The organism is Petrotoga mobilis SJ95 (assembly GCF_000018605.1).
Classification (GTDB): Bacteria; Thermotogota; Thermotogae; order Petrotogales; family Petrotogaceae; genus Petrotoga; species Petrotoga mobilis.
In genome coordinates, this window is record NC_010003.1 from 662346 (window position 1) to 678584 (window position 16239).

Annotated in this window: 18 protein-coding genes; 17 read left to right on the top strand and 1 reads right to left on the bottom strand. The window is 33.7% G+C overall.

The window, feature by feature from the left end:
* Positions 1–117: 117 nt before the first annotated feature.
* Genes rsxC through rsxA form a run of 5 tightly spaced genes read left to right on the top strand, consistent with a single transcriptional unit; the run spans position 118 to position 4310 of the window.
* Complete coding sequence (rsxC, locus tag PMOB_RS03180; RefSeq protein WP_012208448.1) at positions 118–1440, top strand: electron transport complex subunit RsxC; 1323 nt, start codon at positions 118–120, stop codon at positions 1438–1440.
* A gap of 1 nt (position 1441) precedes the next feature.
* Positions 1442–2422, top strand: a complete 981-nt coding sequence (locus PMOB_RS03185) for an RnfABCDGE type electron transport complex subunit D (RefSeq protein ID WP_012208449.1) — start codon at positions 1442–1444, stop codon at positions 2420–2422.
* The gene (locus PMOB_RS03190) at positions 2415–3113 is read left to right on the top strand and encodes an RnfABCDGE type electron transport complex subunit G (protein ID WP_012208450.1); all 699 of its coding nucleotides are present in this window, start codon (positions 2415–2417) and stop codon (positions 3111–3113) included. The genes PMOB_RS03185 and PMOB_RS03190 overlap by 8 nt, the downstream gene beginning before the upstream one ends.
* Before the next feature lie 4 nt (positions 3114–3117).
* Positions 3118–3738 carry an electron transport complex subunit RsxE gene (rsxE, locus tag PMOB_RS03195; RefSeq protein ID WP_012208451.1) on the top strand — a complete coding sequence of 207 codons (621 nt, stop codon included), beginning with the start codon at positions 3118–3120 and terminating at the stop codon, positions 3736–3738.
* Positions 3735–4310 (top strand): electron transport complex subunit RsxA, encoded by a 576-nt coding sequence (gene rsxA, locus PMOB_RS03200; RefSeq protein ID WP_012208452.1) that lies wholly within the window; start codon positions 3735–3737, stop codon positions 4308–4310. The genes rsxE and rsxA overlap by 4 nt, the downstream gene beginning before the upstream one ends.
* Before the next feature lie 21 nt (positions 4311–4331).
* Here rsxA and PMOB_RS03205 read toward each other — a convergent pair whose 3' ends face one another.
* Positions 4332–6374, bottom strand: coding sequence for a metallophosphoesterase family protein (locus PMOB_RS03205; RefSeq protein WP_012208453.1), 2043 nt, complete (start codon positions 6372–6374; stop codon positions 4332–4334).
* A gap of 112 nt (positions 6375–6486) precedes the next feature.
* Here PMOB_RS03205 and frr point away from each other — a divergent pair, with 112 nt between their 5' ends.
* The 12 genes from frr (at position 6487) to PMOB_RS03265 (ending at position 16239) form a co-directional block, all read left to right on the top strand.
* Positions 6487–7050 carry a ribosome recycling factor gene (gene frr / locus PMOB_RS03210; protein ID WP_012208454.1) on the top strand — a complete coding sequence of 188 codons (564 nt, stop codon included), beginning with the start codon at positions 6487–6489 and terminating at the stop codon, positions 7048–7050.
* A gap of 17 nt (positions 7051–7067) precedes the next feature.
* The gene (uppS, locus tag PMOB_RS03215; RefSeq protein ID WP_041534266.1) at positions 7068–7790 is read left to right on the top strand and encodes a polyprenyl diphosphate synthase; all 723 of its coding nucleotides are present in this window, start codon (positions 7068–7070) and stop codon (positions 7788–7790) included.
* The gene (locus PMOB_RS03220; protein ID WP_012208456.1) at positions 7787–8632 is read left to right on the top strand and encodes a phosphatidate cytidylyltransferase; all 846 of its coding nucleotides are present in this window, start codon (positions 7787–7789) and stop codon (positions 8630–8632) included. Before uppS ends, PMOB_RS03220 begins: the two co-directional genes overlap by 4 nt.
* Positions 8633–8641: 9 nt before the next feature.
* A complete protein-coding gene (locus PMOB_RS10205; protein WP_012208457.1) occupies positions 8642–9037 on the top strand; it encodes a prepilin-type N-terminal cleavage/methylation domain-containing protein in 396 nt (131 codons plus the stop codon).
* Between the two features lie 115 nt (positions 9038–9152).
* Positions 9153–11783, top strand: coding sequence for an alanine--tRNA ligase (alaS, locus tag PMOB_RS03230; RefSeq protein ID WP_012208458.1), 2631 nt, complete (start codon positions 9153–9155; stop codon positions 11781–11783).
* A 2-nt stretch (positions 11784–11785) separates the two neighbouring features.
* On the top strand, positions 11786–12589 hold the full coding sequence (locus PMOB_RS03235; RefSeq protein ID WP_012208459.1) for a patatin-like phospholipase family protein: 804 nt from the start codon (positions 11786–11788) through the stop codon (positions 12587–12589).
* Positions 12586–13224 carry a hypothetical protein gene (locus PMOB_RS03240; protein WP_012208460.1) on the top strand — a complete coding sequence of 213 codons (639 nt, stop codon included), beginning with the start codon at positions 12586–12588 and terminating at the stop codon, positions 13222–13224. The genes PMOB_RS03235 and PMOB_RS03240 overlap by 4 nt, the downstream gene beginning before the upstream one ends.
* 13 nt (positions 13225–13237) lie before the next feature.
* Positions 13238–14386, top strand: coding sequence for a type II secretion system F family protein (locus PMOB_RS03245; protein WP_012208461.1), 1149 nt, complete (start codon positions 13238–13240; stop codon positions 14384–14386).
* The gene (locus PMOB_RS03250) at positions 14364–14789 is read left to right on the top strand and encodes a hypothetical protein (protein WP_041534031.1); all 426 of its coding nucleotides are present in this window, start codon (positions 14364–14366) and stop codon (positions 14787–14789) included. The genes PMOB_RS03245 and PMOB_RS03250 overlap by 23 nt, the downstream gene beginning before the upstream one ends.
* A gap of 28 nt (positions 14790–14817) precedes the next feature.
* On the top strand, positions 14818–15267 hold the full coding sequence (locus PMOB_RS03255) for a hypothetical protein (RefSeq protein WP_012208463.1): 450 nt from the start codon (positions 14818–14820) through the stop codon (positions 15265–15267).
* A complete protein-coding gene (locus tag PMOB_RS03260) occupies positions 15248–15658 on the top strand; it encodes a hypothetical protein (RefSeq protein ID WP_012208464.1) in 411 nt (136 codons plus the stop codon). Before PMOB_RS03255 ends, PMOB_RS03260 begins: the two co-directional genes overlap by 20 nt.
* Positions 15655–16239: a hypothetical protein gene (locus PMOB_RS03265; protein ID WP_012208465.1), complete on the top strand. Its 585-nt coding sequence runs from the start codon at positions 15655–15657 to the stop codon at positions 16237–16239. The genes PMOB_RS03260 and PMOB_RS03265 overlap by 4 nt, the downstream gene beginning before the upstream one ends.

Below are 16239 nucleotides of genomic sequence, written 5' to 3' on the forward strand. Positions count from 1 at the left end.
TGCTATAATAATTTTCGAACCGCTTTTGAACCCTTTAAAAAAGTTATAGAAGATTATTTAAATTTTATATAGGCTTTCAATTCTTAGTTTCTTAAAAAACAAAAAGGAGGTTTCTTTGTGCCAACATTAACTTTTAAAGGTGGTGTACATCCGCCTCAGAAGAAGCATTTTACAAAGGACAAACCTTTTGAAAAGTTACCTTTGCCCGATTTTGTATACCTATTCACAACTAACCATATAGGAGCTCCTGCAAAGCCAATCGTAAAAGAAGGCGATCAGGTAAAAACAGGTCAATTAATAGCAGAGGCTGCAGGCAATATTTCAGCAAACATACATGCTTCTGTTACAGGGGAAGTTGTTGGTATAGAATCATTTATAAATACCTCCACAGGAAGAAAGGATAACGCAATTGTAATAAAAAGAACTTCAGAAGATATTTGGGAGTATATTGAACACGATGAAAACTTTAAGAAGTTTTCAAAGGAAGAATTAATTAACATTGTTAAAAAAGCCGGTATAGTGGGATTAGGTGGTGCTATGTTCCCATCTCATGTAAAATTAAGTATACCCGCTGGCAAAAAAGTCGATTACTTAATAATCAATGGAGCAGAATGTGAACCTTACATAACTGTCGATGATATGATGATGAGAACATACACAGAAGAAATCATTAAAGGAATAAAAATAATAGAATATATAGTTAATCCGGGAAAAATTTATGTGGGCATCGAAGAAAACAAACCTGAAGCAATAAAAGCCATGAAAAACGCTTTAAAAAATGAAAATATCGAAGTTGCAATTCTAAAAACAAAATATCCTCAAGGTGCAGAAAAACAATTAATAAAATCTATCACAAAAAGGGAAGTCCCTTCAGGAGGATTACCTATTGACGCTGGGGCTTTAGTTTTTAACATTTCCACTACCTATGCAATTTATGATGCAGTAATCAATGGGAAACCCTTAGTTGAACGTGGTATCACTTTGAGTGGGGGTGTAAAAAAACCTGGTAACTATTGGTTCCGAATTGGAACTAAGGTTTCAGACCTTTTAAATCAAGTAGGACTCGTTGAAGAGGAAAAAATCGACAGAATAATCTATGGTGGACCAATGACAGGATTACCTTTACCAAATATTGATTTACCGACTTTCAAGGGAAACAATGCGATCACCGTATTAACAAAAGAAGAGATACCACAAAAGCATGAATATCCATGTATTAGATGTGCTTCTTGTGTTAAAGCATGCCCCATAGGACTTCAACCTTACTACCTAAAAAAACTTGCTGATGCTAGGAAAAACGACATCGCACAAGAAAATGGAATTATGGATTGTATAGAATGTGGTGCTTGTTCTTACATTTGTCCATCAAATATAGATCTAGTTAAAACGTTCAAGACAACAAAAAAGGTTATAAAAGCCATTCAAAAAAGGAGGGTTTGAGTTGAATCTTAGCACTGAAGCGGCTCCCCATTTTAGAACTACCAATACTACTAGAAAAATTATGATCGATGTTTTGATATCATTGATACCTGCGGTTATTGCTTCAACGTGGATCTTTGGTTTTCGAGCACTTTTTATTATGTTATTTTCTATGGTTTTTGCAGAAATGTTGGATTTTTCGATCGTTCGTTTCATAAGAAAGCAAAAAGATCACATCCCTGATTTTTCCGCTTCTGTTACAGGGTTACTCTTAGGTATGAACCTTTCTTTAGCTGTTAACTGGTGGCAAATTATGTTAGGAGTGGTCATTGCGATAATTTTAGCGAAACAAGTATTTGGGGGGTTAGGTCAAAACTTTTTTAACCCTGCTTTAGTTGGAAGGGCTTTTATGTTGATATCTTTCCCTACAGCTATGACCACCTGGTATGTACCTTTTTATTACCAGAATCCTGATATTGTTACTTCTGCCTCCGTACTGGGAATAATTTCTGAAGAAGGAATGAGCACAGTACTCCAAAATTATACTTACTGGGATATGTTCATCGGAACAATTCCCGGTTCTATCGGAGAAGTTAGCGCTTTAGCTTTAATTATTGGTTTCATATACTTAGTCATTAAAGGTAGAATAAAATTGATGATCCCTGTATCCTATATAGGAACGGTTTTAATTTTTAGCTCTGTTTTTTACATGGTTGATCCTACCAAATTTGGAACTCCCTTGTTCCATCTTTTAGCAGGTGGCTTAATATTAGGTGCTTTGTTCATGGCAACGGATATGGTTACTTCTCCAATGACCAAAATGGGCCAGCTCGTTTTTGGTGTGGGAGCTGGAATTTTAACCATGATCATAAGATTTTTTGGTAGTTACCCCGAAGGTGTCTCCTTTTCAATACTTATCATGAACGCCTTTGTCCCTTTGATTGATGATTGGCTAAAACCAAAAATTTATGGAACAACCAAAGGGGAGATAAAACATGCGTGAATATATAAAAACAGGTTTAATCTTAACCGCTTTTATGGTCGCTGCCGGTTTTTTAGTATCTGTTGTTTACAATTTTGTCAATCCGATGATAGTACAATCCGAATTTAATAATACATTGTCAGCTATAGAAGAAGTATTAAAAGATGCAAATACCGGTGAGTATTTAGTTTCTAATATTCCTACCAATGAAGAACAGTTAGAAAAAAATATGTGGAAAGAAGGTCAAGATGGGGTTTTATACGTAAGTCAAAAAAATGCAAAAGTCTATTCCCCCGTTTATAAGTTCACGGAAAACAACACCGAAATTTATGTCATGACAGTTTCAGGAGTAGGTTATGGAGGAGATGTGGTTAGCGTTATTTCATTCATCAAAAAAGATGATGGCCAAATTACTTTGAATAAAATAGAAGTAATAAATTATTCACAAGAAACCCCCGGACTAGGTGCCAAAATCTCTGAAGAACCCGTGAAAAGAAGATTTAGTATGATCCCAGAATCAGGTTTAAATGTGGGCATTAAGGTCGATAAAGACGCCGGCGTAACTGTCCCAACTAATTCAATAAATACTTACAAAGAACAAGGTGTAGTGAAAACTAGCGATGTAATGACAGGAGCAACAATAACTCCAAGAGCCGTTGCTGATTCTATTAATGCAGCTGTAGAATTTTTAAAAGAGGAAGGGGTGATGTGAAAAGATGGCTGATCTAAAAAATTTTACCAATGGTTTGATAAAAAACAACCCTACTTTTGTTCAAGTGTTAGGAATGTGTCCTACTTTAGCTACAACTACAAGCGCAGAAAATGGTTTAGGAATGGGAATAGCCACTCTAGCTGTTTTAACAATGTCAAACATTGTAATCTCTTTGATCAGGAAAATAGTTCCCAAAAAGATAAGAATTCCCATTTATATCGTTATTATAGCTTCTTTTGTAACAATGATAGATCTCATAATGCACGGACTAACATACGAATTATGGCAGACTTTGGGAATATTTATACCTTTGATAGTTGTGAACTGTATCATAATGGGAAGGGCAGAATCTTTCGCATCAAAAAACGGGGTATTAGATTCAATATTTGATGCCTTGGGAATCGGTTTAGGTTTTACAGGAGCACTCGTATTATTGGGATCAGTAAGAGAATTATTGGGTAACGGAACGATCTTTGGTTTTACGGTGTGGGGAGACGCCCTCAACTTATACCTTTTCATACTACCACCTGGCGCATTCATTACTTTAGGACTTTTACTTGGAATGTTCAATTCGATAGGTATAAGTAGAGAAAACAAAAAGAAGAAGGCAGGTGCTAAAAAATGAATCTTATCCTTCTCTTTATTTCAGCCGCTTTGGTAAACAATATTATTTTAACTAGATTTTTAGGTATTTGCCCTTTTTTAGGAGTTTCTAGAAGCAAAAGTTCCGCTGTTGGAATGTCTATCGCAGTAATTTTTGTCATGACGATAGCAGGAGTAATAACTTGGCTCTTAAATCAGATACTAATAATGCTTGGAGTAGAATTTTTAAGAACGATCGTGTTTATTTTGGTAATTGCTGTACTTGTTCAATTTGTTGAGTTCTTTATTAAGAAATCAAGTCCAGCCCTTTACGAAGCCTTGGGGATATACTTACCACTCATAACAACCAATTGTGCAATATTGGGGATCGCATTGTTAAACATACAAACTAATTACACCTTTATCGAAAGTTTGGTAAACTCTTTTGCTTCTGGATTGGGATTTTCGCTGGCATTAATAATATTTTCTTCAATAAGAGAAAAAATGCAACTAAACAATGTCCCAAAACCCTTCCAAGGTACCGCTTTAGCGCTAATAACGGCTGGACTTCTTTCAATGGCTTTTATGGGGTTTTCAGGTTTGGTGAAATTATGAAAAGGGAGAATAATCTCCCTTTCACTTTTTGTATATGTAGAATTCATCAATTATTTCGTCAATTGGAGTATATTTATTTGGGAAAAGAGGATTATCAACCCTCGCCACTGCTTTTACAGTAACTTTGATCGAATCTTCGTAAACATCAAAAATAATGTAATGGAGCTTTCCAAGCACGTGCTTTACATGCCAAGGCAGTGGATCCGCTCCATGATTTGTATTTAGCTTAGCACCCCCTCCACCACTGGTTATAAACATGATTCCATCCTTAAAATACCTTTCGTAAGCGTGTATATGTCCGTTTATCACAACATCAACACCGTACTTTTCGAAAATGGGCAACCAATTCTTTGTGTTGAAATGACCTTCGGGAAGATTTTCTTCCATATTACCATACTCCGTGGCTGTCGTCCAAAAAGGATGATGGAAAGCCACGAAGATAAATTTTTTATCATTATTGTTTTTAAGATCTTCTTCCAGCCACTTCATTTGTTTTTCATAAAGATCCGAAGATTCCAAAATATTAGAATCTAAGATAACAAAATGAGAGTTTCCATAATCAAAAGAGTACCATCTCTTGGAATAATCTCCACCACCACTTGGAAGCTCGAATGCCCTATAATAAAGTAAACTGTTTCTTTCGTGATTACCTAAAGCCATGTAATAGGGGATTTGAGAACTTAAAGGGTTTGCAGACTCAAAAAATTTACTCCAGCTCTTCTCTGATGTGCCTTCTTCCGTGTGATCTCCAGGCTTTAGAATGAATGCTGTATTTAGATCCGAATCTCCTACAATTCTATTAACAACGTAAGCGTGTCTTTCGTCATAGATTTGAGTATCTCCATAAACTATAAATCGAAAAGAATCAATATTTTCATCTAAAGGCTTGGTTTTAAAAGCCTTTTTTTCTGTCTTAACATCATTCAGAGTATAAGTATCTTCAACATTTATCACGTATTCATAGGAAGAATCAGGTTGCAAGCCAGAAAGTTCTATATAGTGATATTCCAAAGGAAACTCGTTTTGTATTTCTAACACCTTAGCTTCGCTACTTGAATCATAAACTTCTACAGTTGCCCTGGCAGGGACAGCCATCCTGAAATTGATAGTCACACCATCTTCCTCTTTGTTAGTGAGGAAAGGTTGGTAAAAAAAGTAATTTTCTCCAACTTCAACAAAAAGGTCTTCAGACTCTACAATAGAGACAGATTCACTCTTCAAATTTCCAAAATCTACTTTAACTTGGAAATTCCCATAATCTTCATCATTGGGAAGATAAAATTCTGCTTTTCCTTTTTCATCAACTAGTTGAACATCTTGAATCGTTCCCAATTCATCTTCTACAACAACTCTCATGCCCTCAGCAGACTTTTCATTGTTCAATATTATATTTTTTTCGATAGTTGTATAACCTATACCGAATTTATCGTAATATCTTTTTTCTATTTCGCTAACGCTCTCACCAACGGTTATAACTCTCGTAAATTCAAGAACATCCTCAGGTTCAAGGGTAAAAAATGAGATACTTGTGGTCATCTCGTCGTTTGCTATAACCCTCTGAAATGTTTGATCATCAACCGGGAAATAGCCAAAGCTTCCAAAATCTTGCTGAAGAACTAATACATAGTTATTTAAGATCTTTGACTTTATAAAAAAAGGAAATGTGTCGGAGTAATCTATTATTTCATTCATTTGGACTCGTTTTTTTGTTTCCGTTTTGTTAGTTATCATAGTACTCAATAAGAGGTTTTGTTCTTGTAGGGTGTAAGTATTCAACACTTTGAAGTCGTTTTCATCATAAATGAAAAAAATCGAATCTTCCGAAGTTTCTACAATGCTGTTTTGGAGCTCTACACCTGAAATTAGAATTTTATGATTTGTGAAAAGACTTTTATTAACTTCATTACTTTTAAAAAGGGTTATATATCCATTTTCTTTAGAAATTCCTATTGTCAAATAGTTGTTGGATAATATATAATTATCCTGATAAGATGAAATTAGATCTGCTGAAAAAAAGAGTACAGACAAAATAGCAAAAAATGTTACGATAAGATACTTTTTCACATTAATGCCCCCTTTTCGTGTTTTTTCGCTCTTTCAATATTATATCATATAAGAAAAACCCTTTGGTGTGGTATAATATTTGCTGAATTAAATTTTATGCGGAGGTGAAGTCATGGCAAAGAGAAGTTCTTATGCGAAAGAAGCAGAAGAAAAAATGAAAAAAACTCTTGAACATTTTGAGGACGAATTAAAAAAAGTAAGAACCGGACGACCTACTACCGCTATTTTTGAGGATATAAAAGTCGATTATTATGGTATGCCTACTCCCATTAATCAGGTTGCAACCTTAAGTGTTGGAGAAGAAAGAACCGTTGTCATAACCCCATGGGATAAAAAGATGCTGGAACCCATAGAAAAAGCGATAAATTCTTCTAATTTTGGTTTTCACGCTATAAATGATGGTAACGTAGTGAGGGTATCTTTCCCAAATCCCACTATTGAAGAAAGAAGAAAACTGGTAAAAGCTATAAAAGAGATGCTAGAAGAAACAAAAGTGGCTTTAAGAAATATTAGAAGAGATGATATAAAAAAGGTTAAAGAAATAAAGAACGAGGGTTCAATAAGTGAAGACGAGGCAAAAAAATTCGAAGAAGAAATCCAAGAGATTTTAAAAGAAAATGAAGATGAAGCAGAAAAAATATTCCAAAGAAAAGAAAAAGAGATCATGGAGTCATAAATGTGGAAAATATAAGTATGAAACTTTCAAAAGTACCTGCCCATGTTGGTATAATTATGGATGGAAACGGAAGATGGGCAACTAAAAGTGGCTATGACAGAAACTATGGACATCAAAGGGGTGCTGAAACTGCCCTCAAAGTTATTGAGTGGTCTAAAGAATTTGGAATTAATTATCTTACCTTATACACCTTTTCAGAAGAAAATTGGAAGAGACCACAAAATGAAATAGAATTTTTATTTGATTTACTCATAAGATACTTTGAAGATAACCTTAAACGTATCATAGAAAATGGGGTAAATGTTAGATTTTTGGGAAGGATCAATAAACTGCCAGAAAGTCTCATAAAGACTTGTAAAGAAATCGAGGACATAAGTAAAAATAACAAAGATTTCAATTTGATCTTCGCCTTGAATTACAGTGGAAGACAAGAGATTGTAGATGCAGTAAATAAAATCTTGAAAGAAAAGAAGACAACAATAACAAAAGAAGATATTGACAGCAACCTTTATTTACCAGATGTTCCTTATCCTGATTTAATAATAAGAACAGCAGGTGAAGAAAGACTAAGTAACTTCTTACTTTGGCAATCTGCTTATTCTGAACTGTATTTTACAGAAACTCTATGGCCTGATTTTTCCTATGATGATTACTTCAACGCCCTTTTAGATTATTCTAAAAGAGAGAGACGATTCGGGGGTATAAGCAGTAAGTCTAAAGATATGGAGGAAAACCTTTGAATAAAAAAGAACTCTGGACAAGAGTAATATCAGGGGTAATTATTGGACCTATAGTTGTTTTTTCTTATTTAACGTATCCCACTCTTTTAGGATTGGTTACAACTATAGTGATGTTAGCTTCCTTTGAATTGATTGAACTATTTACAAGTGATGTCAAAAATAGTTTCATCAAGCTTTTGCTTACTTTTATTGTAGGAACATCCAGTCTTATATATGGATTCTCCTTGGAGGCTGAATATAGAGGAATTTTACCTTTTGAAAGTGAAGGAATATTTTTCTTAGCTTTCGTAGCGTCTGTATTTTCGATCATGCTCTTAGTTAAAGAAATAACGCACACAAAAAGGTTCATAGAATCTTCTGCATTAAGTATTATCTACGTATCTTTTTTCCTTTCAAACTTTTATTTGATTCATTTGAACTACGGACCAGGGATGGCGATTTTAGCATTAACTGCAGTATGGGCTTATGACGCCGGTGCATATTTTTTTGGATTGAGTTTCGGTAAACATAAACTTTCTCCACATTTTTCACCAAAAAAAAGTTGGGAGGGATTATTAGGTGGCATCTTTTTCACTTTTGCTTATATATTTATATTTGATTCCATTGGGGTTTTTTTTGGAAGCATTCAAAAAATAACTCTCTTGCAAACCCTTATCTTTGCATTGATGGTGGGCTTTTTTGATACCATTGGAGATTTAACAGAATCAATTATTAAAAGATATTATAATGTAAAAGATTCTGGAGAAATTTTACCAGGTCATGGGGGAATGCTCGACAGAATTGATGGTTTGTTGATCGTAACCCCAATGTGGTATTTTTTGTTGAGAATACTGTGGATATAGGGGGCGAAAATGAAAAAGACAAAATTTAACGAAGGTTTCACAGTGGTTGAGGTTCTAATAGTATTGGGGATCATTTCGATTCTCGCTAGCATCGCCATCCCATCGATTACAGGACTTATCAATCAAGCTAAAGCAACTAAAATAGTAACTGAAATGCAAAATGTTCAAGTCGCTGTAATGAACTATGGTATTTATAATTCAACCTTAAGTGGGTTGACGTTTGATGCTCTCTTGTCAGATGGCTATTTAACATCTCAACCAGAAAATATAGACATAGATTCCTCTACCCCATTAGAAATCAGAATCGTATATGACGGTGACTCACCTACCGCAACAGAGCTAAAAAAGATTAACAACAACATACTTATCGATAATGATACTGCCTATTTAGTAGTTAAATATTAAAAGAATAGAAAGCAGACACTTTAGTGAGGGTGGGAAACAGGGCAAAGGGTTACTGACAGAAGTTTTAGAGTTTTCAAAGAAAGAATAATTTGAAAAAAATTAGGAGGATTTCTATATGAAATATTTTACCTCTGAAGAAATCAGAGAAAATTTTTTGTATTTTTTCGAGAAAAAAGGGCATAAAAAGTTACCTAGTTCCTCATTAATTCCCAACGATCCTCAATTGTTGTTTACGGTGGCTGGAATGGTCCCTTTTAAACCAATATTTTGGGGAAAAGTTGAACCCACTTATACGAGAATCACTACATGTCAAAAATGTTTAAGAACGAACGATATAGAAAATGTTGGAAGGACCCCCAGGCATCATACTTTTTTTGAGATGTTGGGGAATTTTTCTTTTGGGGATTATTTCAAAAAAGAGGCTATAAAATGGGCTTGGGAATTTTTAACAGAAGAATTAGGACTTCCAGCAGAAAAATTATGGGCTTCCGTGTATGAAACCGATGACGAGGCTTTTAATATCTGGAAAGATGATATCAAAATACCTGAAAATAAAATACTAAGATTCGGTAAAGAAGAAAACTGGTGGGGACCTGCAGGTCAAACCGGTCCATGTGGCCCATGCTCAGAAATATACTTTGATACAGGGTACACCGAAAACTGTCCAGACCAAGAAAATTGCACTCCTGCATGCGATTGTGGTCGTTTTGTCGAGATTTGGAACATAGTTTTCACTGAATATTATTCCGACGAAAACGGAAACCTATCCCCTTTACCAAGAAAAAACATTGATACCGGGGCGGGTTTTGAAAGAATCTGCGCAGTTACTCAAGGTAAATATGATAATTTTGACTCCGATCTATTCAAAGAAATAATAGAAGAAATACAACGAATCTTTGGTGTAAAATTCAGAGTAAATAAAAGTAAAGATGTATCAATAAAAGTAATAGCAGATCACTCAAGGGCGATTGCCTTTCTAATATCTGAAGGGATTATACCATCAAATGAAGGAAGAGGCTATGTTTTAAGGAGATTAATAAGAAGGGCTGTAAGACATGGAGCTTTGTTGGAAGCAAAAGGCCCATTTTTAAGCAGTATCCTTGAAACAGTGATTAAAAAAATGGGAAAAATCTATCCTGAACTTATCGAAAAAGAAGCTTTAATCAAAGATATTTCCTTTATGGAAGAAGAAAAGTTTTTTGAAACTATGGAAAAAGGAATGGAAAGGTTAAACAATATAATTCAAAACTTAAACAACGAAACTACATTACCGGGGAAAATAGCCTTCGAACTTTACGATACATACGGATTTCCTTTGGACCTCACAAAAGAGATATTATCCGAAAAAGGGATAGAAGTTGATGAAAAAGAATTCACAGAACTGATGAACAAGCAAAGAGAGATGGCAAGATCAGCTTCGGGTAAAGTAGAATATGATACAGAAAAACAAATTTACAAAGAAATCGATAAATTTTTGACTCCAACTGAATTTATTGGTTATGATAAACTAAGTTCGACAGAAGAAGTTCAGCTTATAATAAAAGGTAATAGTATTGTCCCACAAGCTCAAGAAGGTGACGAAATCGAACTCTTCTTCCCTAAAACGCCCTTTTATGCCGAAAGAGGAGGACAAGTCTCAGATAAGGGTGTTATCTACAATGAAACATTCGAAGCTGAAGTTATACATGTCAAACCTATAAGAAATGAGATAATATCTCACCTCGTAAAAATAAAAAAAGGTAGTATAAAAAACGGAGAAAGAGTATTTCTAAAAGTTGATGAAAAAAAGCGAAAAGCTACAGAGAAAAACCATACAGCGACACATCTTTTGCATTCTGCATTAAGAAAAGTAATTGGAGAGCATATAAGGCAGGCTGGTTCATATGTAGCCCCAGAAAGATTAAGATTTGATTTCACACATTATGAACCTTTGACCCAAGATCAAATAAAGCAAATCGAATACCTTATAAACGAACAAATACAAAAAGCTATCCCTGTTAACATATACCTAAAAAGCTTAGAAGAAGCAAAAAGTATGGATGTTATAGCCTTATTTGAAGAAAAATACGGAGAAGTGGTAAGAATTGTGGAAATAGACGACTTCTCAAGAGAGCTCTGTGGAGGCACGCATGTTTCCAACACAGGAGAAATAGGTCTCTTCAAAATTTTGGAAGAATCCTCTATTTCATCAGGAGTTAGAAGAATAGAAGCTATTACAGGTTTTGAAAGTCTTAATTATGCTACAGAATTGGAAAGTATTATGACTAATTTATCTAAAATGTTGGATTCATCAAGGGACCAGATACCTGATAAAATCGAAGGTATTCTAAAAACTATCAAAAATCAGGAAAAAGAAATTAAACAACTTCAATTTCAGTTGGCCACAAAAAATATAGAAAGATTAGCTGAAACTCCACAAATCATAGAAGGCGAAAAGGTGGTAGTAGCTCAGTTAGAAAACTTAGAAAAAGACGTTCATGCTAACACGGCCGATATCCTACTTCAAAAGTTAGGTAGAGGCGTTGTGATCCTTTTCAACAAGAGTAACAATGAGCAAGTAAGTTTGGTAGTAAAAGTATCAAAAGACACTTCTAAAAAGTTCCACGCCGGAAACATTGCAAGAAAAATAGCCTCCTATTTAGGTGGCGGTGGAGGCGGTGGACCAACTTTTGCACAAGCCGGCGGAAAATATGCTAATAAGGTGAAAGAAGTGATAGAACACATAAATGATTTTATGGAGGTTTAATATTGCTTGGGGTTGCTTTATCTGGAGGTGGGGCCAAAGGCGCTGCCCACGTTGGAGCACTTTTAGAACTTGAAAAAATGGGAATTAAATTTGATATCGTTGTTGGCACAAGTATTGGCGCACTCGTAGGTGCTGGGTATGCCATTTTAGGTAATTCCAACTTATTGTATGAATACGCTTTAAGGTTACAAAAAGCTCCTTTTATAAAAAAAGCACCCTCATCTCGTAAAATACCATCTATTTTGACGTGTATAGGTGCAAACTTGCTACCATCGGCTTTACCTTCTTTTCTTTATTTTTATATATTAAAAAGGATATTTAAAGACGTCACCTTTGAAGATTTGAAAATTAAATTCTATTGTACAGCGGTAAAAATGGATAGTGGAGATTTGGTAATTTTTCGTGAAGGACCTTTATTCCCAGCTTTAAAGGCTAGCATGGCGATGCCTGGTGCATTCAGGCCCTTTAAAATAAACGGTAGCAAATACATAGATGGTGGAACTTTGGAAAAGCTACCTATTTTAACGGCTAAAAAAGTTGGAGCTGATAAAATTATCGCCCTAAAACTTTTATCAAAAAAGATAAAATATGAGGAAATAAAAAATGCCTCCCAAGCTTTTGATAGGATGGATACAATAAGAGAAAATATATATGATAATTTAACAGAAAAATTTGCTAACGTACTTATCGAATTGCCCACAGAAGACTTTAATACTTTAGATTTCACACAAACAGAAGCTTTAATAGATACTGGGAGAAGGGCTGTTTTAGAAAGAAAAGAAGAAATCTTGGAGAAAATATCATGATTTTAGTAAGTGGAGGATTTGGATGGCAAGGAATTAAAGCAGCTGAAAACTTAAAAGATTTGGATCTATCCAGTTATGATAAAATCATCACCAACGGCATCACAGGATTTTGTATCGCCTGTTTCCAACTCAAAAAAGAAAAGATTCTTCATCAAAGTATAAAAAGCTTAAAACCCTACTTGAACACAATAGACAAAGATTACATCTTTTTTGGAAACATAAAAAATTGTCTCAAACTTTCTTCAAATTTAGGCAAGTATGAATATCAATTAGAAGAAGATGATGAATTAAACATTCCCTTAGAAATCGAACTGATAAATTTAAAGACTGAAGAAATAACAGCTAAAAAGATCACCACCATTCAAGAAAGTTTTTTCTATTCTACCCTCTTACCTGGTATCAGACCACCATTTCAAGGATGGTACAATACCGCTTCATTTTCAAGAACACCTTGCTACTCATTATTAAAATACGAAGGTGAAGAAATAGAAATCTATGATTCACCATATAATTATCACAAATCTTCAACCATACAAAGATTATACAAATCCATTCAGGTTATGAGAAGCAGACACTTTTACGAATTGGTCATGGATGAAATAAAAACAAAAAATAAGGTACATTTCAAAGGATAAAAGAAGGGAAAAGGTGAAAAAACTTTACAAGGTGGAAGTTGAGGAAAGATCATCAAATAAAAGATACGAATGTCTATTACTTGTAAAAGATAAAGAAGAAATTTATGATATTCTGTCTAACCTCAATATCAGAGTTATCAACATCAATGTTGATAACTTTTATTTCAACAGTAAAAAATTCAATATGGATCAAATGATCAGCCTTGTTGATAATCTGTACCTCCTTGTAAACTCGGGACTGACCCTCTTTGAAGCTATGGAATTTTTAGTTTTCAACGAACAGGTTGATAAGTTCATAAGAGGTGTTGTTTTTAAAGGTTACTTTTTAGTAAAAAAAGGATTAGACTACAAAACCGCATTTGACTTTCCTGAAATAGATAACTACTTTAGGTATACAATAAATATCTCAAAGACAACGCTAATTTTAAGAGAAAACTTATCCAATTTAAAAGATTACTATAACAACGTCAAACTTTCCAGGTCTACCGCCGAAAAATCATTAATTTATCCACTACTAATTCTTTCATCAATTTTGGTTTTGCTTTTTCTTCTAAATTTTTGGGTTATTCCACAGTTTTCTACTCTTTTAGGATACGATATTAATCTTAACTTATCAACTTACATGTTGATAAGTATGTTGATATTTTTCTTCTTTGGGTTGATAACTTTCTGGATAGGCAAGGGAAACGATATTTTTTGGACAAAGATTCCGTTTTTAAAGTCCTTGTACAAGAATTACATACTTCACGAATTCACAAGGAACGTTAACTTACTTTTAAAAAGTGGTCTCACAATATACAACGCTTTAGAAATAGTCCTTTCTAACACGAATTCACAGTATATTTCATCTACTTTCTTAACTGCCTATTTGGATATAGAAAAAGGGAAAGATCTTACCGAAGTTTTTTCAAAAATAAAAGACGTTAAAGAATTTTCTTTAACAATGAGCGTCTCAAAAAGGAAAGGAAATTATAAAGAGGTGTTTGACTTTTTAGAAAACTATTATTATTCATCTTTTAAAACCGCTTCAGATAAGATTATGAAAATGATCGAACCTGTACTTATAATATTTTTATCTGTAATAATTTTGAGTTTAGCATTTGAAATTTATTCCAATGTCTACTTAGGAGGGATAAAATTTGAAATGGGGGGTACATTCTAAATCTCATAAGGAAGGTTTTCTACTTATGGAAGTGCTAGTTTCTTTAGGTATCGAATTAATCTTGTTCTCGTCGATAGTTTTTTTCACTGTATATCCACTTCAAAAATACTTTTCATCTCTTACGGAAAGATTCATAGCTTCAGAGGTGGTGTATAAAACACGAAGCGCCTCTACCCATTACGGAGAGGATAACAACTTAAACGGAATCCTACGCTCTCAAATAGTACAGGGAAAATTAAAAATCGTGACTTATGATATAAGATACAGAATAGAAGATCAAAGTAGCCAAGATCTATTATGGAGCTTTGGAAAAATAGCAGGAATGGGAGGCAGAATTGTAAACAGCGAAGGAAAAACCATATTCAACGTCGTCCCAGTCACGGGAGCGCTCACCAATCCATGATCTATCTTCAAGCCTTTGGAGGAAAATTATGATTAAGTTCAAATACAAAGGGAAAAAAGTATGTATAAATCATATTGATTGTTTTATTAAACCATTTGAAAATGAATTTCAACTGAGAAAAATATACTTCCAAGAAATAACGGATAAAAAAATCGCTTTTAAAAAGATTCATTCTTCTGATAAAGAATATTTCTTGGTAATCGATGCTATCGACTACAAAAAATCAAAAAGATCTTTATTCTTTGACACTATTCTACCGATTCAATCCATTCTTTTGAGAAAAGTCTTAGAATTCAAAGAGGGTAGATACGTTTTAGGTACAGATTTTTTCAATTATGAATTTATTAGAAACAAAGAATTCGCATTTTCAGGATTAATAGTTGACGAAAAACCAACATACTTTTTTAATAATCAAGAATTGAAGGAATTAGCAATAAAATATTTGGAGGATAAAAGAATTGTTCCTGTTAGAATCTAACGTTAGAAAATTTCTGAAATACACACTAATAACAATAATAATTATACTTTTCGTTCTTCTAGTTTTTGAAAGTTATGAGAAATATCAAGAATATCTGAATATCAAAAGGATACAAAACAACTTAAATTATACTTACAACAACTACCTTTACAAAGTTGCCAACCAAAGGATGGTCGTAGAAGAATTTTTTGATTTCCTAACAGATAACAACTTCTTTCTAATAGAATTCAACTACTCCTTGACCGATGGACTAACAGCAAAAGTTGCAACCTTTATGGAACCAACTCAGAAAATAAAGAGCAAGTACTCCATATCAGAAGTCTCTAAAATAAACATGGGATCCAATTATTACGTGGTTCTTGAAATTAAAGAACAAGGAGTCAACCAATGAAACGCTATCTATTTATTATTCTTTTGTTGATTATAACTTTAGTGTATATAAAAAATTATGAAATTGAATCACCGAACCTAAAATTCTCTCTCCATACCATATCAGAAGTAGAAAGCAACTTCTTATCAGAGCCTCTACAAAAAGAGTTAGAAAATATTTTATCTTCTGATCTTTTGTTGGAAAGTATGATTATAAAAAGAAATAACGATTCTTTTCTTGAACTTGGGGATAATTTTGACATCGCCGTATCCTTTTCATATCCTAATTTTGAGTACACTCCAACGGATGTTATTAATAATAAAAAATTATACATAAAAAGCTCAAACATTTTCAAGCCTTTAAAAATTGACTTATTAGATCTATGGTCACAAAAAGATAACTTGCCTAAATATCAAAAAGAAGGGGTAGAATTCTCAGGTTTTTTCATAGATTCAGAAGGAAGAAATACAGGGTTTGTTTATTTCTTCGATGAACTTATAAAGCTTTCCGCAGGCGATACATTGGGGGAAGATTTAGTATTGGCAATTTTCAATGATGGAATTTTAATTCTAACTGAAGATAAAAAACTATGTGTTCTCTAG